The organism is Roseibium sp. AS2 (assembly GCF_038900065.1).
Classification (GTDB): domain Bacteria; phylum Pseudomonadota; class Alphaproteobacteria; order Rhizobiales; family Stappiaceae; genus Roseibium.
Genome location: NZ_JBBMQN010000003.1, coordinates 142,691 through 163,018, shown reverse-complemented (window position 1 = coordinate 163,018; position 20,328 = coordinate 142,691). Strand labels below are relative to the sequence as shown.

18 protein-coding genes are annotated in these 20,328 nt (G+C 65.0%); 5 read left to right on the top strand and 13 right to left on the bottom strand.

Annotated elements, in window-relative coordinates:
- Positions 1-5 precede the first annotated feature (5 nt).
- The 10 genes from WNZ15_RS09720 to hutI all read right to left on the bottom strand — a co-directional run bounded on the left by WNZ15_RS09720 (position 6) and on the right by hutI (position 11,300).
- Positions 6-842, bottom strand: a complete 837-nt coding sequence (locus WNZ15_RS09720; RefSeq protein WP_342892772.1) for a substrate-binding domain-containing protein — start codon at positions 840-842, stop codon at positions 6-8.
- Positions 839-1,669: an ATP-binding cassette domain-containing protein gene (locus WNZ15_RS09715; RefSeq protein ID WP_342892771.1), complete on the bottom strand. Its 831-nt coding sequence runs from the start codon at positions 1,667-1,669 to the stop codon at positions 839-841. Before WNZ15_RS09715 ends, WNZ15_RS09720 begins: the two co-directional genes overlap by 4 nt.
- Positions 1,662-2,369, bottom strand: coding sequence for an ABC transporter permease (locus tag WNZ15_RS09710; protein ID WP_342892770.1), 708 nt, complete (start codon positions 2,367-2,369; stop codon positions 1,662-1,664). The genes WNZ15_RS09715 and WNZ15_RS09710 overlap by 8 nt, the downstream gene beginning before the upstream one ends.
- A gap of 137 nt (positions 2,370-2,506) precedes the next feature.
- Positions 2,507-4,057, bottom strand: a complete 1,551-nt coding sequence (locus WNZ15_RS09705) for a TRAP transporter large permease subunit (protein WP_342892769.1) — start codon at positions 4,055-4,057, stop codon at positions 2,507-2,509.
- The gene (locus WNZ15_RS09700; protein ID WP_342892768.1) at positions 4,054-4,557 is read right to left on the bottom strand and encodes a TRAP transporter small permease subunit; all 504 of its coding nucleotides are present in this window, start codon (positions 4,555-4,557) and stop codon (positions 4,054-4,056) included. Before WNZ15_RS09700 ends, WNZ15_RS09705 begins: the two co-directional genes overlap by 4 nt.
- Before the next feature lie 350 nt (positions 4,558-4,907).
- On the bottom strand, positions 4,908-6,005 hold the full coding sequence (locus tag WNZ15_RS09695; protein ID WP_342892767.1) for a TRAP transporter substrate-binding protein: 1,098 nt from the start codon (positions 6,003-6,005) through the stop codon (positions 4,908-4,910).
- Between the two features lie 50 nt (positions 6,006-6,055).
- A complete protein-coding gene (gene hutU, locus WNZ15_RS09690) occupies positions 6,056-7,729 on the bottom strand; it encodes a urocanate hydratase (RefSeq protein WP_342892766.1) in 1,674 nt (557 codons plus the stop codon).
- Positions 7,722-8,549 (bottom strand): N-formylglutamate deformylase, encoded by an 828-nt coding sequence (hutG, locus tag WNZ15_RS09685; RefSeq protein ID WP_342892765.1) that lies wholly within the window; start codon positions 8,547-8,549, stop codon positions 7,722-7,724. The genes hutU and hutG overlap by 8 nt, the downstream gene beginning before the upstream one ends.
- Positions 8,536-10,092: a histidine ammonia-lyase gene (gene hutH, locus WNZ15_RS09680; RefSeq protein ID WP_342892764.1), complete on the bottom strand. Its 1,557-nt coding sequence runs from the start codon at positions 10,090-10,092 to the stop codon at positions 8,536-8,538. The genes hutG and hutH overlap by 14 nt, the downstream gene beginning before the upstream one ends.
- On the bottom strand, positions 10,089-11,300 hold the full coding sequence (gene hutI / locus WNZ15_RS09675) for an imidazolonepropionase (RefSeq protein WP_342892763.1): 1,212 nt from the start codon (positions 11,298-11,300) through the stop codon (positions 10,089-10,091). The genes hutH and hutI overlap by 4 nt, the downstream gene beginning before the upstream one ends.
- Positions 11,301-11,374: 74 nt before the next feature.
- On the opposite strand from hutI, the gene WNZ15_RS09670 reads away from it, so the two are divergent.
- Positions 11,375-12,754: a formimidoylglutamate deiminase gene (locus WNZ15_RS09670; RefSeq protein WP_342892762.1), complete on the top strand. Its 1,380-nt coding sequence runs from the start codon at positions 11,375-11,377 to the stop codon at positions 12,752-12,754.
- 29 nt (positions 12,755-12,783) lie between these two features.
- Positions 12,784-13,485 carry a UTRA domain-containing protein gene (locus WNZ15_RS09665; RefSeq protein ID WP_342892761.1) on the top strand — a complete coding sequence of 234 codons (702 nt, stop codon included), beginning with the start codon at positions 12,784-12,786 and terminating at the stop codon, positions 13,483-13,485.
- Positions 13,486-13,729: 244 nt separating this feature from the next.
- Here WNZ15_RS09665 and WNZ15_RS09660 read toward each other — a convergent pair whose 3' ends face one another.
- From WNZ15_RS09660 to WNZ15_RS09650, 3 genes are all read right to left on the bottom strand, one after another.
- Positions 13,730-15,271 (bottom strand): tripartite tricarboxylate transporter permease, encoded by a 1,542-nt coding sequence (locus tag WNZ15_RS09660; RefSeq protein ID WP_342892760.1) that lies wholly within the window; start codon positions 15,269-15,271, stop codon positions 13,730-13,732.
- Between the two features lie 12 nt (positions 15,272-15,283).
- A complete protein-coding gene (locus WNZ15_RS09655) occupies positions 15,284-15,715 on the bottom strand; it encodes a tripartite tricarboxylate transporter TctB family protein (protein ID WP_342892759.1) in 432 nt (143 codons plus the stop codon).
- 274 nt (positions 15,716-15,989) lie between these two features.
- On the bottom strand, positions 15,990-16,979 hold the full coding sequence (locus WNZ15_RS09650; RefSeq protein WP_342892758.1) for a tripartite tricarboxylate transporter substrate-binding protein: 990 nt from the start codon (positions 16,977-16,979) through the stop codon (positions 15,990-15,992).
- Between the two features lie 192 nt (positions 16,980-17,171).
- Here WNZ15_RS09650 and WNZ15_RS09645 point away from each other — a divergent pair, with 192 nt between their 5' ends.
- Genes WNZ15_RS09645 through WNZ15_RS09635 form a run of 3 tightly spaced genes read left to right on the top strand, consistent with a single transcriptional unit; the run spans position 17,172 to position 20,315 of the window.
- Positions 17,172-17,843, top strand: a complete 672-nt coding sequence (locus WNZ15_RS09645; protein ID WP_342892757.1) for a response regulator transcription factor — start codon at positions 17,172-17,174, stop codon at positions 17,841-17,843.
- A complete protein-coding gene (locus WNZ15_RS09640; protein ID WP_342892756.1) occupies positions 17,836-19,251 on the top strand; it encodes a sensor histidine kinase N-terminal domain-containing protein in 1,416 nt (471 codons plus the stop codon). Before WNZ15_RS09645 ends, WNZ15_RS09640 begins: the two co-directional genes overlap by 8 nt.
- Positions 19,248-20,315, top strand: coding sequence for an ABC transporter substrate-binding protein (locus WNZ15_RS09635; RefSeq protein WP_342892755.1), 1,068 nt, complete (start codon positions 19,248-19,250; stop codon positions 20,313-20,315). The genes WNZ15_RS09640 and WNZ15_RS09635 overlap by 4 nt, the downstream gene beginning before the upstream one ends.
- Positions 20,316-20,328: the final 13 nt, after the last annotated feature.

Below are 20,328 nucleotides of genomic sequence, written 5' to 3'. Positions count from 1 at the left end.
CCGGCTCAGCTCGAGCCCTTGTTGGCATTGGGGAAGAACAACTGCTGGCCATCGACCTTGTAGTCTGCGATCGCCTGCTGGCCGTCCTTTGACAGCAGCCAGTCGACGAATTCCTGACCCATTTCCGCCTTCACATGCGGATGAACGTCCGGATTTACCAGGATGACGCCATACTGGTTGAACATTCTGGCATCGCCTTCCACCGCGATCTGATAGTCGCCCTTGTTGCCGAAGGCGATCCAGGTGGCGCGATCGGTCATGACATAGGCGCCCATGCCCGTGCCGGTGTTGAGGGTAGCGCCCATGCCGGACCCGGTTTCGCGGTACCAGCCGCCGGAGGCCGCGTCCGGATCGACGCCCGCCGCTGCCCACAGGCGCAGCTCGGCCTTGTGGGTGCCGCTGTCGTCGCCGCGTGAGGCGAAGGGGGCTCCGGAGCCGGCAATTGTCTGCATCGCAGTGACCACATCACTGGAGCCGGCAACGCCTGCGGGATCGTCCGCCGGGCCGACAATGACGAAGTCGTTGTACATCACGTCCGCGCGGGACATCCCGAGGCCGTCGGCAACGAATTTTTCCTCCGACGGCTTGGAATGCACGAACAGGACGTCGCCGTCGCCATTGGCGGCATTCTTGATGGCCTGGCCGGTGCCTACGGCAACGACCCGGACCTCAATGCCGGTCTTGTCCTGGAATTTCGGCAGCAGGTCGTCGAACAGGCCGGAATTCTGGGTCGAGGTGGTCGACTGGACGACGATGAACCTGTCGTCCGCGGCTGCGGCCGGACCGGCGAGAGCGCCGGCAATCAGTGTGGCGGCAAGCGCCAGGAATACTCTTTTGATCATTGTGACCTCCCAGGAAAGTCGTCAGTGTTTCCGTTCATGGATCTTGTGTTGGGGCCAAGATAGATTCGGCCTTCCCGCCAGGCGCGGACGGGTTCGCTGCGCGGTGCGTTGAGGACTTCTCCGACCGGCCCGGCCTCGGCAACTTCGCCGTCCTGCAGGAAGACCACATGTTGTCCGAGCCGTTTCGCCTGTCCGGCGTCATGGGTCACCAGAACCATGGTGACACCCTGCCGGTTGGCTTCCAGAACGAGCTTTTCGATCGCCGCGGTCGAGGCCGGGTCGAGATTGGCGGTGGGCTCGTCCAGAAAGAGAAGGTCGGGTTCGCAGGCCAGGGCGCGCACCAGGGACAGTCGCTGCTGCTCGCCGCCGGACAGAACCCGGGCGGGCCGTCCGGCCAGATGGGCAAGGCCGGCGGCCTCAAGGGCCGAGGCGATCCTGTCGTTGCGCTCCCGGCCGCGCAGGCCGCGCACGGACAGCGCGAACCTGAGGTTAGCCAGGACGGAGCGGCGCAGCAGCACAGGCCTTTGAAAGACCATGGCCTGGGCGCTTCGTGCCGCGGGAGACAACCGGGCGCCCTGCCACAGGATGGCGCCGTCATCGGGCTGCAGCAGGCCGTGCATCAGGCGCAGAAGCAGGCTCTTTCCGGCGCCGTTCGGACCCATGAGCAGGGTGCGGGAGCCTGGGCGGATGGTCAGGTTCACGGCTTTCAGGAGCTGTTCGCCACCAGCGGAGTAGGTCAGGTCACGGACTTCGAGCAAAGGGTCTCGCGCCGCGTTCCTGTCGAAGGACGGCAGACCGGGCGCCGGAGTGAACGCAAACTCACGCATAGGCGGCCCTCACGGCGGACGCGCGCAACGCCATGACGCCGGCATTCACGGCAAAGGCGATCATCAGCAGAATGACGCCAAGCGCCAGCGCCAGCTGGAGATTGCCCTTGGAGGTTTCCAGCGCGATCGTGGTGGTCATCACGCGGGTGACGTGATTGATGTTTCCGCCGACGATGATGACCGCGCCGACTTCCGCGACTGCCCGCCCGAATCCGGCCAGTGCGACCGTCAACAGACTGTAGCGGGCATCCCACAGCATCGCGCCCATGCGGTCGATAGGGCCAACACCCATGGACGCAAACTGTTCGGAATATTCAAGGTTCAGATCTTCTATCACCTGCCGTGTAAGCGCTGCCACGATCGGAGTTACCAGCACCATCTGGGCGATGATCATGGCGGTCGGCGTATAGAGCAGGCGCAGGGGGGCGAGCGGGCCCGAGGCTGACAGCAGCAGATAAACCAGCAGGCCGACCACCACCGGAGGCAGGCCCATCAGCGCATTGAGACTGACGGCAACAACGGAGCGTCCGGGAAACCGGAAGGTGCCGACGGCGGCTCCCAGTGGCAGGCCGATCACGCAGGCGAACAGGACGGCGGTCAGCGTCACGCGCATCGACAGTCCGATGATCTCCATCAGGTCCGGATCAAGTGCGAAAACCAGGCCAAAGGCTCCGCCAATCGCCCCCCAGAAACTGTCCATCCCTGTTGTTTCTCCCTTTTACGGAAAAAATAACGTAAAATGCACCAGAATCCAATTCGCAATCGTAGGGAAGCGCAAAAAAAGGACCACGCCTTCGAAAGGCGTGGCCGAAAACCGGTTCGAACAGACGGGATGCTCTAATACAGCCAGCGGGGCAGCCACGTGGCGATGACCGGAAACAGCCATAGGATCGCGACCGCGACGATCTGAAGTGCGATGAAGGGAACCACGCCGCGATAGATCTGTCCCGTGGTGATTTCCTTCGGTGCGGCGCCGCGCAGGTAGAACAGCGAGAAGCCGAAGGGCGGGGTCAGGAACGAGGTCTGCAGGTTGATGGCGATCAGCACCGTCAGCCAGACCGGGTCGATGCCCATCAGGATCAGCGGCGGGATCAGGACCGGCAGCAGGATCACCGAGATCTCGACAAAATCCAGAAAGAAGCCGAGCAGAAACACGAACAGCATGGCGAAGATCAGCGCGCCCGTGGCACCGCCCGGCATTTCAGCAAGGATCGCGTGGACCCGGTCCTCGCCGCCGAGACCGACAAAGACCAGCGAGAAGAAACTCGCCATCAGGATGGTGGCGAAGATCATCGAGGTGACCGTCAGCGTCGACAGAAGCGACGCCTTGAGCAGGCCGTCCGAGAAGGCCGCCACCAGGATGCGCAGGACCACGCCGATCGCGAAAAGGCCGAGGCCGGCGTAGACAGCCGCAAGCAGATAACCGCCAGGTGTGATGTCCGAGCGCTGCAGGCGCACCGGCAGCAGGGAGGCTGCGACGGCCAGGACGAGCAGGGCGGCGGTTGCCGCCACGATCAGCTTCGTGGAGACGCCGAGCCTGCGTCCTGCCAGCAAGATCGCGCCGATGGCGCCGACGGAGGCGGCCTCGTTGGGCGAGGCGATGCCGCCGAGGATCGAGCCGAGCACGGCGACGATCAGCAGGATCGGCGGGACGATGGCGCCCGCGATCTCGGCGCCGGAGGGTTGGTCGACCTGATCCTTCATCGCGGGGGCGTCGGCGGGAAACAGCCGGGCGCGGACGAGAATATAGACGCAATAGACCACCACCAGCAGCAGGCCCGGCACCATGGCGGCGGCGAAGGTCTGGCCCACCGAGATGGTCTCGATGGTGAACTTGCCTTGCGCGTATTGCGCCTGCTGGAAGGCGTTGGACATGACGTCGGCGAGGATGATGAGAAGCGTCGACGGCGGTATGATCTGACCGAGCGTGCCGGCGGTGCAGACCAGTCCGGAGGCGAGTTTCGGGTCGTAGCCATTGCGCAGCATGGTCGGCAGCGCAATCAGCCCCATGGCGACCACGGTCGCGCCGACAATGCCGGTCGAGGCGGCCAGCAGCGCGCCGACCAGCACGACGGACACACCGAGCCCGCCGTTGATCTTGCCGAACAGCCGCCCCATGGTTTCCAGCAGGTCCTCGGCGATGCGGCTCTTTTCCAGGATGATGCCCATCAGCACGAACAGGGGGATTGCCGTCAGCACCGGGTTGGTGAGAACGCCGAAGAAACGCTGGCCCATGGCACCCATGAGCTGGATGTTGAAGTCGCCGAGCATCCAGCCGAGAAGGGCAAAGCCGGTGGCGACACCGGCAATGGTGAAGGCGACCGGATAGCCGAGCAGGATGAAGGCGATCAGGGCGCCGAACATGATCAGGTCGAGGGGCAGGCTCATGCGCGGGTCCTCTTCAGTTTCTCAAGGTCGCGCAGGAAGGCGGCGGCGCCCTGGATCAGCAACAGGACGCAATAGGCCGGAATGAGGCTCTTCAGCAGGAACGAGGCGGGAATGCCGCCGACGGAAATCGGTCCTTCCAGGATCGCCCAGCTGCCGCGCACCGTGGGCCAGGAGAACCAGATCAGCAGAAGCAGTGCCGGCGTCAGCAGGAACAGATGGCCGAACAGGTCGATCCGGGCCTGCAGGCGGTCGCTGGCCCTGGCATAGAAGATGTCGACGCGGACATGGGCATTGACCAGGAACGTGTAGCCGGCACCGAGCATGAAGATCGCCGCGTGGAAATAAAGCACGCCTTCATCGAGGAAGATGTAGCTGTAGCCGAAGACATAGCGCAGCAGAACGATCGCGAACTGCAACAGCAGCATCGCGAGCGCCGCCCAGCACAGCAAATTGCCGATGCCTGAATTGACGCGCTCCAGCGCGCCGGCGAGTTTGTCCATCTGAGCTGTCCTGCTTCTCGGTGCGCACCTGTGCGGAATTGAGATCGGGCGGAGCTGCCTGCCTGTTTGCTTCGCCGTTGCCTGCCGGTCCTGATCCGGCACTCCATGCAAAGACCAGGACCCTCTTACAGGCGAAGACAGGAGACGGAATGTATCCCGTGGTCAAGCCATGGCATGACAAAATGGGATGACAAAAGAAGAGGCACCGGTTGCCTGCTCCCATGTCCCGGGCTCCGCGACGCTGCCCTGCTCCCTGCGTTTCGACCGCGCCGACGCGCTTTCTCATGAAAATGCCGGAGGGGACACGGGATCGGCCCGGGGGAGAAAGCTCTCCCGGGCCGGCCTTCCGGTCAGTCGTAGCTGTAATCCATGACGCGGGCGTTCATCTGGCCGTTGTCGGCGTAGGGCATGTAGTCGCGCATCAGCTTGCGGTAGGCCAGGAAGCTTTCGGTGATGCGCACGACCAGTTCATCGTCGCTGGCTCTGAGATCCGCGATCACTTCGCCGGCGGCGTTGCCCATGGCCAGGATCACCTCGTCCGGGAGCTTGCGCACCATCACGCCATGATCGTTGACCAGTTGGGTCAGGGCCTGGGCGTGCCGGGTGTTGTACTCGGTCAGGACATCGTTGTAGAGGCTGGCGCAGGCACGCTGGACGGCTTCCTTGAGGTCGTCGGGAAGCTCGTTGTAGGCCTCCAGGTTGACGGCGCATTCTTCCGCCGAAGACGGCTCGCCGACACCCGGCCAGTAGTAGTTCTTGGCGATCTGGTAGTAGCCGAGCGCGCTGTCCGTCCACGGGCCAATGAACTCGCCCGCATCCAGGGCGCCGGACTGCAGCGCCTGGAACATGGCCGGGCCGCTCATGGCCTGAACCGCCATGCCGAGTTTGGAGCACATTTCGGAGGCCAGACCGGTGGAGCGGAACTTCAGGCCTTTCAGATCGTCGACGCTGTTGATCTCGTTGCGGAACCAGCCGGCCCATTGCGGTCCGGAGTTGCCGCACAGGAACGGCTTCAGGTTGAAGCGGCCGTAGATCTCGTCATAGAGCGCCTGGCCGCCGCCATGGATCAGCCAGCCGGCCTGTTCGGGGGCCGTCAGGCCGAAGGGCTGCGAGCCGAACAGAAGGATGCCCTTGGACTTGGAGCCCCAGTAGGCCGGGACCGCGTGGTAGAGTTCGGCCGTGCCCTGGCCGACGGCGTCGAACACGCCGTTGCCCGGAACGATCTCGCCGGCGGCGAACAGCTTGACCTCGATGCGGCCACCGGAGAGCGCGGTGATGCGGTCTGCCAGCATCTGGGCGGCAACGCCGGGGCCGGGCAGGTTCTTCGGCCAGGCGGTGACCATGCGCCACTGGCGCACGTCCTGGGCAATGGCCGGAGCCGCCAGGGTGGAGGCGGCAACTGCGGCCGTGCCGGTTGCGCCGGCTTTCAGAAAATCACGTCTTTTCATGGTATTACCCCTCGTTCATAGGTTTAAGTCCGGAGCGTCCCGCCGTGGATTTATTTTCCCAGAATTCCCGGCAGGTTGAGCCCCTGTTCTTTCGCGCAGTCAAGCGCGATCTCGTAGCCGGCATCGGCGTGACGCATCACGCCCGTGGCCGGGTCGTTCCACAGCACCCGGCCGATACGCCGGTCGGCGTCCTCGGTGCCATCACAGCAGATCACCATGCCGGAATGCTGGGAGAAGCCCATGCCGACGCCGCCGCCATGATGCAGCGACACCCAGGTCGCGCCGGAGGCGGTGTTCAGCAGGGCATTCAGCAGCGGCCAGTCGGACACGGCGTCGGAACCGTCCTGCATGGCTTCGGTCTCGCGGTTGGGCGAGGCGACCGAGCCGCTGTCCAGATGATCGCGGCCGATGACGACCGGGGCCTTCAATTCGCCGGTGCGGACCATCTCGTTGAAGGCGAGGCCGAGCCGGTGGCGCTGGCCGAGGCCGACCCAGCAGATGCGCGCCGGCAACCCTTGAAAGGAAATGCGTTCCCGCGCCATGTCGAGCCAGGTGTGCAGATGCGGATCGTCCGGGATGAGTTCCTTGACCTTGGCGTCGGTCCGGTAGATGTCTTCCGGATCGCCGGACAGCGCGCACCAGCGGAACGGGCCGATGCCGCGGCAGAACAGCGGCCGGATATAGGCCGGCACGAAGCCGGGAAAGGCGAAGGCATTTTCCAGGCCTTCTTCCAGTGCCATCTGGCGGATGTTGTTGCCGTAGTCGAGGGTCGGCACGCCGGCGTTCCAGAAATCGACCATCGCGGCCACATGCACCTTCATCGAGGCACGAGCGGCCTTCTCGACGGCTTTCGGTTCGGTCTCTGCCCTGGCGCGCCATTCGGCGACGGTCCAGCCCAGTGGCAGGTAGCCGTTGAGCGGATCGTGGGCGGAGGTCTGGTCGGTGACGATGTCCGGCTTGACCCCGCGTTTGACCAGTTCGGGGAAGACATCGGCGGCGTTGCCGATCAGGGCGACGGACTTGGCTTCGCCGGCCCTGGTCCAGCGGCCGATCATCTCCAGCGCTTCGTCGAGGGACCGGGTCTTCTCGTCGACATACCGTGTGCGCAGGCGGAAATCGGCGCTCTTTTCGTCGCATTCGACAGCCAGGCAGCAGGCGCCGGCCATCACGGCGGCCAGAGGCTGGGCGCCGCCCATGCCGCCGAGACCGCCGGTCAGGATCCAGCGGCCCTTCAGGTTGCCATCATAATGCTGGCGCCCGGCTTCCATGAAGGTTTCATAGGTGCCCTGAACGATTCCCTGGGTGCCGATATAGATCCACGATCCTGCGGTCATCTGGCCGTACATGGCCAGACCCTTCTTGTCGAGTTCGTGGAAATGGTCCCAGTTGGCCCAATTGGGCACCAGATTGGAATTGGCGATCAGCACGCGCGGGGCGTCCTTGTGGGTGCGGAACACGCCGACCGGCTTGCCGGACTGGACCAGCAGCGTCTCGTCGTCTTCCAGGCTCTTCAGGCTGGCGACGATCCGGTCGAAGTCGTCCCAGGTCCGGGCCGCCCGGCCGATGCCGCCATAGACCACCAGCTCATGCGGGTTTTCCGCGACATCGGGATGCAGGTTGTTCATCAGCATGCGCAAGGGCGCTTCCGTCAGCCACGACTTGGCGTTGAGCTCGGTGCCGGTGGGTGGAAACACGTCGCGCGCATTGTGGCGGCGGTCAGTCATGGGTCGCTCCCTGAATGGTCTTGTTTGCCAGAGACGGCGCGAGGCTCTCCAGCGCGCACAGAATGTCCTTCAGATGCACGCGCAGCCGGTCGGCGCTGGCCGGGTCGTAGGCGAAAGGCACGTCTTCCGATGCCAGGTGGGTCTTCTGCGCCAGCTCCATCTGGATGGCGTGAAGACCTTCTTCCGGCCTTCCGTAGTACCGGGTGGTCCAGCCGCCCTTGAAGCGGCCGTTGAGGACGGACGTGTATCCTTCAGCGGCACCTGTCCGGCCGACGACGGCTGTCTCGATCTCCGGCGCGCAGGTGGTGCTGTTGTTGGTGCCGGTGTTGAAGTCGGGCAGGGGGCCTTCGAACAGGAACGGCACTTGTGACCGGATCGAGTGGCAATCGTAGAGGATGGCGATACCGTGTTTGGCGCGCACCCGCTCCAGCTCGGCGGCGAGCGCCGCGTGATAAGGCGCATGCCAGGAAACGCGGCGGGCGTCGATTTCGGCTGGATCCGGTTCCTGTCCGTCCTCATAGAGAGGGCGGCCGTCGAAATCGGTGGTCGGGCACAGGGTCGTGGTGTTCTGGCCGGGATAGAGCGAGACGCCTTCCGGGTCGCGGTTGGCATCGATCACATAGCGGTGGAAGTTGGCCTTCACCATGGTCGCGCCGGGCAGGAGGCCCGCATAAAGCCGGTCGACGTGCCAGTCGGTGTCGGCGAGCTTCCGGCCCGTTTCATTGAGGCGGGTCTTGATGTCGCCGGGAACAAAAGTGCCCGCATGCGGGACACCGAGAACCAACGGGCCATCCCCTCTTGAGACTTCAACCGGCTGCATGGGCGTCTCCCAGATCGATCATGTCGTTCGCGGAGACCGCCGCCACCAGCACACGCGTGCGGATCAGGTCTGCCGCCGTGTCCAGATCCGGGGCCATGTAGCGGTCCTCGGTGAGTGGCGGCACGTCTGTCCTCAGTCTGGCGAGAGCCTTCTGCAGCGCGATGCTGGTCTTCAGCGGGGCCCGATGCTCGACGCCCTCGGCGGCGCACAGCAGTTCGACGCCGAGGATCTGCGAGAGATTTGCGTTCATCCGGGCGAGGCGGCGGGCGCCGTGGGCGGCCATGGAAACGTGGTCTTCCTGATTGGCGCTGGTCGGGGTGGAATCCGTCGAACACGGATTGGCGAGATGTTTGTTCTCGCTCATCAGCGCGGCGGTGGTGACCTCGGCGATCATCATGCCGGAATTCAGACCGGGGTTTCGGGCCAGGAACGGCGGCAGGTCGAAGGACAGCGTCGGGTCGACCATCAGCGCGACCCGGCGCTGGGAGATGGCACCGAGTTCGGCCACCGCGAGCGCGATCTGGTCGGCGGCGAAGGCCACAGGCTCCGCATGGAAATTGCCGCCGGAAACGATCCGGTCCGCATCGATCAGCACCAGCGGATTGTCGGTGGCAGCGTTGGCCTCGATCTCAAGGGTGCGGCCGGCCATGCGCAGCAGATCGATACAGGCGCCGGCCACTTGCGGCTGGCAGCGGATGCAGTAAGGGTCCTGAACGCGGCTGTCGCCGTCGCGGTGACTTTCGCGGATTTCCGACCCGTCCATGATCGCGCGCATGGCGCGTGCGACCTCGATCTGGCCGCGATGGCCGCGCAGCGCGTGAATTTCGGCAAGCAGCGGTGCGGTCGAGCCCATGATGGCGTCGGTGGAAAGGCTCGCGGTGACCAAAGTCGCCTCCGCCAGCCGCCACGCGTCGAACAGGGCGGTGAGGGCGCAGGCGGTGGAGAACTGGGTGCCGTTGATGAGGCCGAGGCCTTCCTTGGGACCCAGCACGACCGGGGTCAGGCCGGCCTGGGCCAGCGCGGCGCCACCCGGCATGCGGACACCGGCGATTTCCGCCTCACCTTCGCCGATCAGCACGGCGGACATATGGGCGAGCGGGGCCAGATCGCCGGAGGCGCCGACCGAGCCCTGCACCGGGATCACCGGTGTGACGTCTTTGAGAAGGCAGTCCTCGATCAGCCTCAGCACGTCGAAGCGGACACCCGAGGCGCCGCGGCCGAGTGACAGCAGTTTCAAAGCCATCATCAGACGGGTGGTGGTGGCATCGAGAGCCTCGCCGACACCGCAGCAATGGGACAGGATCAGATTGCGCTGGAGCGTGGCCGTGTCTCCGGCTTCGATCTTGACGCTGGCGAGCTTGCCGAAACCGGTGTTGACGCCGTAGACCGCATCATCGCCGCCGGCGGCAACGGCCACCCGTTCGGCGGCAAGGTCGATTGCTTCTTTCGCGGCGCGGTCGATCTGAACAGGCAGTTGTTCCCGGTAAAGCCGCTCCAGGTCGGCCAGGGTGGCGGTGCCGGGGCTCATGGTGAGGGCGCTCATTCGGAGCCTCCGAAAATGCGTTTTTCCAGGGAATTGAATCCGATCCGGTAAGAGAGTTCCGCCGGATGGTCGACGTTCCAGATGGCGAGATCCGCCCGTTTTCCGGCTTCCAGCGTGCCACGGTCGCCAAGGCCGAGTGCCCTGGCGGCTTCGCGGGTGACGCCGGCAAGTGCCTCTTCCGGCGTCATGCGGAACAGGGTGCAGCCCATGTTCATGGTCAGCAGCAGGGAGGCCAGCGGCGACGAGCCGGGATTGCAGTCGGTGGCCAGCGCGACCGGGACTTTATGTTGGCGCAAAAGCTCCAGCGGCGGATATTGCGTCTCGCGCAGGGTGTAGAACGCGCCGGGCAGCAGAACGGCGACGGAGCCGCTTTTTGCCATCGCCTTCACACCCGCTTCGTCCAGATATTCCAGATGGTCCGCGGAGAGAGCGCCATAGGAGGCGGCCAGGGCGGTCCCGCCGAGATCGGAGAGCTGCTCTGCGTGCAGCTTCACCGGCAGGCCGAGGCCCCGGGCCTTTTCGAAGACCCGGGCGATCTCATCGCGTGAAAATGCAATGCCCTCGCAGAAACCGTCGACCGCATCGACGAGGCCTTCCGCGTGAGCGGCTTCCAGCGCCGGCAGGCAGACCTCGTCCAGATAGGCGCTGGATCGGCCCTTGTACTCGGCGGGAACTGCATGGGCGCCGAGGAAGGTTGTCTTCACGTGTATGCGGCGCTCCCGTCCAATCCTGCGGGCGACGCGCAACATGCGGAGTTCGGTGTCCCGGTCGAGGCCGTAGCCGGACTTGATCTCGATGGTGGTGACGCCCTCGGCAATCAGGGCATCGACGCGGGCAAGGGCAGAGGCGAGCAATGTGTCTTCATCGGCAGCGCGGGTCGCCTTGACCGTGGAGACGATGCCGCCGCCGGCGCGGGCGACCTCTTCGTAACTGGCGCCCTCCAGGCGCATTTCGAATTCACGGGCCCGGTTGCCGCCAAACACAACATGGGTGTGGCAATCGATCAGGCCGGAGGTGACGAGGCGGCCGTCCAGATCCTCGCCGGCGAGCGAGGCGTAGGCCGCGGGCAGTTCGTTCGCCGTGCCGGCCCAGGCGATCCGGTCACCGTCGATCACCAGTGCGCCATCGTCAATCAGGCCATGTGCCGCTCCGTTGGCGGTCAGCGTGGCCAGTCTGGCGTTGGTGAGGAGGCGTCGGGACACGGCCATCTCCGGCTTGATTAGATTGCGTTATAAGATAATATGCATGCACATATTAAGGTGTCAACGGAGGAAAAAGCGGCATGTCGACGGTTTCCGGTGCAACGGTATTTGCGGACGAGGCGCTGCTGCCGGACGGCTGGTCGGACAATGTCGCCGTGACCTTCAGTGCCGACGGCAAGATCTCTCGGGTTGACAAGGAAGCCGCCGCGCAAGGCGAGCGGGTCGGCATCCTGCTGCCGGCGCCGGTCAATCTCCACAGCCACGCCTTTCAGCGGGCCATGGCCGGCATGAGCGAGCGGCGCGGATCCGAGCCGCGCGACAGTTTCTGGACCTGGCGCCAGATTATGTTCCGCTTTCTGGATGCGCTCACTCCGGAGGACGTCGAGGCGATCGCCGCCTTCGTCCAGATGGAAATGCTGGAGGCCGGCTATGCGGCCGTCGGCGAATTTCACTATCTGCACCACCAGCCGGACGGAACACCTTACGGCAATCTTGGCGAAATGTCCGAACGCATCGTTGCGGCAGCGGCGGAGACCGGCATCGGCCTGACCCATCTGCCGGTGCACTACCAGTTCGGCGGCTGCGACGGGCGCCCGCTCGCGGCGGGCCAGATCCGCTTCGGCAATGATATCGACCGCTTCCAGAAGCTGCATGAGCAGGCGGCCCGGGCAGTCAAATCTTTGCCCGGTGATACGGTGATCGGCGTTGCCCCGCATTCGCTGCGTGCCGTTGACGGGGACGGTCTGGAAAGCGCCATCGCCCTGGCGGCCGGCGCGCCGCTGCACATGCATCTGGCCGAGCAGATCCCGGAAGTCGAGGAGGTTCTGGCGGCGACGGGGCAGCGCCCGGTCGACTGGCTGCTGGCCCACCATGATGTCGGCGAGAGCTGGTGCCTGATCCACTGCACCCAGATGACACCGGCGGAGACCGAAGGGCTTGCGAAAACGGGTGCCGTCGCGGGCCTGTGCCCGATCACCGAATCCAGCCTCGGCGACGGCATCTTCGACGGTGTCGCCTATCTGGGACATGGCGGCCGCTTCGGGGTCGGCTCGGATTCCAACATCCGGATCTCACTTTCGGAGGAACTCAGGACGCTGGAATACTCCCAGCGCCTGCGCGACACCTGCCGGGCATCGGTCGCGACCAAGGAAAAATCCACCGGGCGGGTTCTCTTCGACGGCGCCATCCGGGGCGGGGCACAGGCGGCGGGCCGCCTGTCGGGCGCCATCGCGAAAGGCCTTTACGCCGACCTCGTGGCGCTCGACGGCACCGCCATCGACCTTGAGGGCCGGGACGGCGACGAAATCCTCGATGCCTGGATCTTCGCCGGCGACGACCGCATGGTGTCGGACGTCTGGTCCGCCGGCCGGCATGTTGTTTCGCGCGGAAACCATGTAAAAGGCAACGCCATCCGGGCTCGCTACAGAACCACCATGGCTTCCCTGCGCGGCCGGCTCTGATCAATGACCGAGACTGGACGGTTCGACACGTGACGCTGACGGAGACAAATTCCTGGACCGGCATCCGCGCCGAACTTCTGAGGCGCATTCACGACCGCGTCTGGCAGCCGGGCGCGCAGATCCCCCACGAAGCGGATCTTGCCGAGGAATTCGGCTGCGCCCGGACCACGGTCAACCGGGCGCTCAGGGATCTGGCGGACAGCGGTCTCGTGGTGCGCAAGCGACGGGCCGGAACGCGGGTCGCGCTCAATCCGCCGCAGCGGGCGACGCTGACCATTCCGATCCTGCGCGAGGAAGTCGAGGCCCTCGGGCGCAGCTACCGGCACAGCCTGCTGGAGCGGGACCTGCGCCCGCTGCCGCCGATGCTGCACGGCGCCTTTCAGGTGACGCTCGGATCGGATGTCCTGTTCCTGAAGACGCTGCATTTTTCCGATGAGCGACCCTACGCCTACGAGGAGCGCTACATCAACCTGGAAGCCGCTCCGGAGGCTCGGGACAGAACCTTCGAGGATGTCAGCGCCAACGAATGGCTGGTCCACAACGCTCCCTACAGCCACGGCGATATCTCCTTCTTCGCCGTCAACGCGGACAAGACCCTGTCGCACAAGCTGGACACCTCACCGGGAACGGCGCTGTTCGCCATGGAACGCATCACCTGGGCCGGCGGCCTGCCCATCACCCACGTCCGCCTGATCTTCGCGCCGGGATACCGGATGCGGACGGAGATCTGAAGGTCACGCCGCTGTCCACGGCGTTGCAGTTCCTTCCGCATCGTCCGTGAAGCTCTCAGCCCATGCCTCGCCCCCGGCGCCTTCCCCGGCAAGCGGAGCGCAGACCGGGGATCCATTGGTTGCCGAAGCAGGCGCGATGTCACGCTTGGTGGCGGCTTCGGGCAGATCGACGGGCGTTGCCGAGTGCGAAGTGGACTGGATCCCCGATCAAGTCGGGGAAGGCGCCGGGTGTGGGGTGGGGTGCTCAATCCACCAGCGATCCTTCCTCGTCCTTCTTCATGCGGCGCATGCGCGATTTCAGCACCCGGCCGAAGACGACCGGCAGGAGGAAGCCGATGAGGGCAAGGGTCCACAGGCCGATGGAGAGCGGGCTGTCCACCAGCGTCCACCAGTCGCCGTTGTCGATGGTGATCGCCCGGCGCAGGTTGTTTTCCATGTTGTTGCCGAGCAGCGTGCCCAGAATGACCGGGACCAGCGGCACATCGAGCTTGCGCAAGACCCAGCCCATGACGCCGAAGCCGATCATCACCAGCAGGTCGAAGGACGAGCCGGAGATGCCGTAGATGCCGACGAAGCTGACCATGGCGACGATCGGCATCAGGAGGCGCGGCGGGATCAGGAGGACCCTCGTGAACAGGCCGATCATCGGGATGTTCATGAGCAGCAGCATGAAGTTGGCGATGAACAGGGCCGCGATCAGGCCCCAGACCACGTCCGGCTGCTGGGTGAAGAGCAGCGGGCCGGGGGTGATGTTGAGCGCCAGCAGCACGGCCAGCAGCACGGCGGTGGTGCCGGAACCGGGCACGCCGAGGGCGAGCATCGGCACCAGGGCGCCGCCGGCGGCGGCGTTGTTGCCGGCTTCGGGGGCCGCGACGCCGCGCGGGTCGCCGGTGCCGAAGGTGCCGTCCTTGTCGACCAGTTTCTTTTCCATGGTGTAGGCGATGAACGAGCCGAGCGAGGCGCCCGCGCCCGGCAGGACACCGGCGATGAAGCCGAGCACGCTGGTGCGCAGCATGGTCGGCGTGCAGGATTTCAGAAGCGCGAAGCTCGGCATCATGCGGCCGACGGAGACCTTTTTGGCGTCGGCATCGGCCGAACCGTGCCGGTGTTCCAGGAACAGGAACACTTCCGAGAGGGCGAACAGGCCGACGATCGCGACCAGGAAGTCGATGCCATCGTAAAGATGAACCTCGCCGAAGGTGAAGCGCGGCACGCCGGTCTGGGTGTCGACACCGACGGTGGCAAGACCGATGCCGAGGGCCGCCGCAAAGGCGGTCTTGGCCTGGTTGCTCGCGGCGACGCCGCCAAGGGTGGCGAAGGCGAGGGTGAACAGGGCGAAATACTCGGCCGGGCCGAACAGCAGCGCGATCTTGACCAGTTGCGGCGCCAGCAGGATCAGGCCCCAGGTGGCCAGAAAGGCGCCGACGAAGGAAGCGATCCCGGAGAGCGCCAGCGCCTCGCCCGCACGCCCCGCCTTGGCCATCGGATAGCCGTCGAGACAGGTCATCATCGCCGGTTCGTCGCCGGGGATGTTCAGAAGGATCGAGGAGATCCGGCCGCCGTACATGGCGCCGTAATAGACCGAGGTCAGCAGGATCAGCGACGGGGTCGCGCCGAGGCCAAGCGTAAAGGCCAGCGGGATCAGGATGGCGACGCCGTTGGAGGGGCCAAGGCCGGGCAAGGCGCCCATCATGGTGCCGAGAAAGCAGCCGAGCAGGGCCAGCAGCAGGTTCTGCCAGGTCAGCGCAATGACGAAGCCGTCGGCCAGAGAAGACAGGGTTTCCATGGGAACGCTCCGTTAAAAGCCGAGGGGACCCCTGGCCAGGGACAGGCCAAGAACCAGGTGGAACACCGCGTAGATGCCGAGGGATGTCAGGCAGCCCGACAGGACGGAGGACAGGGGCCGGGTGCCGAGACGCCAGGTGAGATAGGCCGCCGCCAGCGCGGTCGCGATCACGAACCCGAGTTCGGGAAGAAGCATCGCGTAGAGGATCATCACCGCGACGGCGGCCCCCACTTCCATGAAGCGCATGAAGGACGGCCACTCGGGTGCCTTGTCCGGGCGGATGATGATGACCAGGGACGACAGTCCGAGAATTGTGGCGATGATCAGGGGGAAGGCTTTCGGTCCGACGGCGTCGGACAGGAAACTTTCCTCAATGTTGACAGCGGCCCAGGCATATCCAAGTGCGAGGAGAAGCCCGACCAGCCCAAAAATGCGGTCGCTCATGGGTACCTTCCTGAATGCGGCGGCTGCCGGCAAAAAAAGGGGCGCGAAACGGAAAACGCCAATCTGGTGAATTCAGATTTTGCGAAACGCTCAGTCGTAATCCAGAAGGGAGCGCTGCGAAATTTCGGGACCGGGGAAGAGCGCAGATACGCGTGGCTCCCAGGTTCCGGCTCGCGCATTGCCTGGACGGGATGACGATCACGACAGGGTTTCGATCATCAAGGCCGGGGGGCTCGGAAGCCGCGCCCCCCGGTCGGGATCAATGGGGCCGATGTTATTTTATGATGCCGATCTCTTTGGAGATGTCCTGGATCTGCTGGACCGAACCGGCGACGAACTGCTGGAACTCTTCCCCCTGAAGGTCGAGTGGAGCCAGGCCGTTGGCGGCCATGACGCCTTTCCATTTTTCGCTGGCATAAAGTTCGGAGATCATGCCGACCCAGGCATCGTAGGCATCGTCGGACATGTTGCCGGGCGCGTAGAACCCGCGCCAGTTCGCGCCGATGGCGTCGATGCCTTGTTCCTTGGCGGTCGGGAACTCGGAGAATTCACCCGGCAGGCGCTCCGGCGACAGCACCGCGATCACCTTGACGTCACCGCTGTCGACAAATCCCTTTGCTTCGGAAATGTCTCCGGTGAAGGCCTGGACGGACCCGGCGAGAAGCTGAGTGACGGCCTCGCCGCCGCCGTCAAAGGCGATGTACTTGACGGAACGCACGTCGTCGATGCCGTAGGCATTGGCCGCGATCAGGACCTTCAGGTGGTCCCAGCCGCCAACGGCGGAGCCTCCGGCGACGGAGACGGAGCTGGGATCGGCCTTGATCTGGTCGAGCAGTTCGGGAAGCGTGTTGACCGGGCTGTCGGCTGCGACGGCGATCACGCCGTAGTCGGCGCCGATGGCGGCCAGCCAGCGCACCTGGTCCATGGTGTTGCCGGGATAGGCGCCCTGGGCAAGGCGGGTCGCGGTGGCGGAAGAGGCCGCCACGATCAGGTCGTTGTCGTCAGCGCGCTTGTTGACCACTTCGGCAAAGGCAACGCCGCCGCCGCCGCCGGCCAGATTGACGACCTGCATGGTGGTGTCGAGCAGTTTCTGGTCCTGAAGCGACTTGCCGACCTGGCGGCAGGTGAAGTCCCAGCCGCCGCCCGGGTTGGCCGGTGCGATGCATTCCGGGTTCTCCGGCTTGAAGTCCGCGGCGGAGACGCCGAATGCGGACGCGCCAAGGAAAGCGGCCGCCAGAAGAAGGCGGGTCGGATTGAACGTCATGATGTGTTTCCTCCACATGAAAGCAAGGCTTTGTAACAGCCCTTGTGATCCGTCGTGCCGCGGTTGCGGGTCCTCCCGACGAACGTGTGGCAAGACTAGCGGCAAACCCTGTCACCAACCTGTCAACCTGCCTCGTGGCGCTTGCAAGCTGCAAATGGGGGGTGCAATGGTTGGCACGGGAGGACAGATTCTTTGCGCTTGCTGCTTGTTGAAGACACGTTTGACATGGCGGAAGCGATCATGATCCGGCTGGAAAGGTCAGGCGTTGCCTGCGATCCGGCCAAAACGCTGGAAGCGGCCCGGGATTGTCTGGAGGTCCAGCGCTACGATGTGATCGTTCTGGACATCAACCTGCCGGACGGGCTGGGCACCGATCTTTTGAAAGACCTGCGGGCTCGGGGCGACCGGACCCCTGTGCTGATGCTGACGGCAGAGTTTTCGGTCGATGACCGGGTCTCGACGCTCAATTCCGGTGCGGACGACTATCTGGTCAAACCTTTCGATCACCGCGAACTGGAAGCGCGCATCCGGGCGCTCTACCGGCGGGAGCTGAGTGACAAGGCCGAGGAACTGACCGTCGGCAATCTCACCTTCAACGCCCCGGCGCGGGTCGTGCGCAGGGAAGACAGTCCGGTCAACCTGACCCGGCGAGAATTCTCGCTGCTGGAAATCCTGATCCGCAACCGGGGCAAGACGGTCAGCAAGGAACGGCTGTTCGAGGGCGTGTTCAGTTTTCAGGACACGGATGTCGGCATGAATGCGCTGGAACTCTATATCGCGCGCCTGCGCAAGAAGCTGACCGGTTGTTCCGTCCGGATCGAGACGCAAAGAGGGCTTGGTTACAAGCTGGAGGCCGATGACTGATCTTCTGCGCAGGCTGGCTACCGTGTCGCTGACGACCCGGGTCGCGTTCGGGATCGCCATCCTGCTTGTCCTGGGGGGCGTGATCGTGTCGATCGCCGCCTTCGCCTATGGCCGGGAAGCCGCCAGAACCGCCTATGACCGGTTGCTTCTCGGTGCGGCGACCGACATCGCCTCGGCCCTCAGCGTTCAGGATGGCCGGCCTGAGATCGAGTTGCCGGTCTCCGCCTTCGAACTGCTCGCGCTCGCTCCGGAAGACCGTATCGGCTACCGCATCATAGGACCCGGCGGCGAAACGCTGACCGGTTACAGCGAGCTTGTGCTGCCGGCCGGGCGTGCCGGACGCAGCGCGGCGGGCCGCCAGGGCGAGGGCTTCTTCGACGGCAGTTTCTTCGGCGAACCCGCCCGCTTTGCTGTCGTCTCGCGCAGGTTCGCCGAACGCACCCTCAACGGCACGATCAAGGTGGTCGTCGGCCAGACCCTGAGGGCCCGCAACGCCATGGCCTATGACATCACCCGCAAGGCGCTTTACGTGCTGGGCGTGTCCGGCCTTGCCATGGTTCTCCTGGCCGTGGTGGTGGTGCGCTCGGTGATGACCCCGCTCCAGACCATCGCGGGTGGACTGTCGGCCCGCGATCCGCATGACCTGACCCCATTGGACACGGCGGTGCCGAGGGAGACCGAGGTCATGATCAGCGCGCTCAACGGCTTCATGGCGCGGCTCGACCGGCAGATGAATTCCATGCGCCACCTGATTTCAGACACGGCCCACCAGCTCCGGACGCCGGTGGCGGCGCTCAGGGCCCAGGCGGACCTGTTTGCCGATGAAACCGACCTGTCGCGCAAGGAAAGGATCGTCGAGCGCATCCAGTCCCGATCGGCAAGCCTTGGCCGCCTGCTCGACCAGATGCTGAGCCAGGCGCTGGTCATTCACCGCGGCGACAGCGCGCGCAGGGAACAGGTGGATCTGCGCGACATCGCCCTCGATGTGCTGGAAGAAGGCGATCATGCGGTGCTGAACCCGGATTGCGATGTTCAGCTTGAGATCGGCGAAACGCCGGTGATCGTGCCGGCCGACGCGCCCTCCCTGAAGGAGGCCCTGAAGAACCTGCTCAACAACGCCCTCAAGTACGGGTGTGCGCCGGTTCGGATCGGCGCCGGGCAGGACGGGGACAGGGCAGCGCTGTGGGTGGAGGATGCCGGTGCGGGACCGGATGACGAAACCCTCGCGGACCTGGGCTCCCGGTTCAACAAGGGCACCTTGTCCAGGCAGGCGGGCTCCGGTCTCGGCCTTGCCATTGCCCATTCTGTGGCCTCGTCCTTCGGCGGCTCGCTGAGGCTGGACAAAACCGCCGGCGGCACGTTCAAGGCATCGCTGGTTTTCCGGGCTGCCGCGGGAAGATCATCATGATCCTGACGAGTTTCAGAACGGTGCTGACGGCCGCCCTCCTGGTTCTGTCCACGCCGGGTGCGCAGGGGCAGGAAATGGTTGCGCTGTTCGGCGCCGACGCTCCGGCCGAGGTGCTGGTCATGCGCTCGACAACGGATATCGCCGTCTTCGGACCGGTCGTCGAGACGTATGTATCGACCCGTCCGGGACTGCAGGTGCGCTACGAACAATGGGGCTCGAACGAACTCTACCGGCTGAGCCGCCGGAACTGCCGGGAAGGGGTGGCGGGGGCCGATGTCGTCATCAGTTCAGGCGTGCACCAGATGGTGCAGCTGGTCAACGAGGCCTGCGCCTGGACGTATTCCTCGCGGCTGACGGAACGGCTGCCCGATGCGCTCAGGTGGCGCGATGAACTGTGGGGCATCACCCGCGAGCCGGCAGTGATGGTCTATAACCGAGACCTGGTGCCGGACCGGGATATCCCGCAAACACGCTTCGATCTGCTGGACCTGTTGAGGCCGGCCGGAACCCCCTATGCCGGGCGGGTGGCCACCTACGACATCGAGCAGTCCGGCCTCGGCTACCTGTTCGCCTTTGCCGATGCGCAGGAAGCCTCCACCTTCGGTGCCCTGCAGGAATCCTTCGGCCGCTCCGGGGCGGTTTCGACCTGCTGTTCGGTGGACATCATCCGGGGGGTGGCCGAGGGAAAATACCTGATCGCCTACAATGTCCTGGGATCCTATGCCCAGGGGTACCAGCGTGGGGACAGCCGGATCGGAATCGTGCTGCCCTCCGATTACACCCTCGTGCTGGCGCGGGCCCTGATGATCCCGAAGCAGGGTGCCAATACCCAGGCCGCCGCGCAATTTCTGGATTTCCTGCTGTCGGCGGAGGGAACGCTGGCGCTCAGGAACACGCTGCTGATCAGTCCGCTCCTGGAGACGGAAGAGGGCAACGAAGGCGAGGCGCTGAGTGCCACGGCATTGCGCCCGATCGGCCTGTCGCCGGCACTGATGGTGGCACTCGACGCACTGACCCGCGAAACTTTCCTACGCCGCTGGCGCGCGACCTTTCCGGGGCCCTGAACAACTGGCCGGG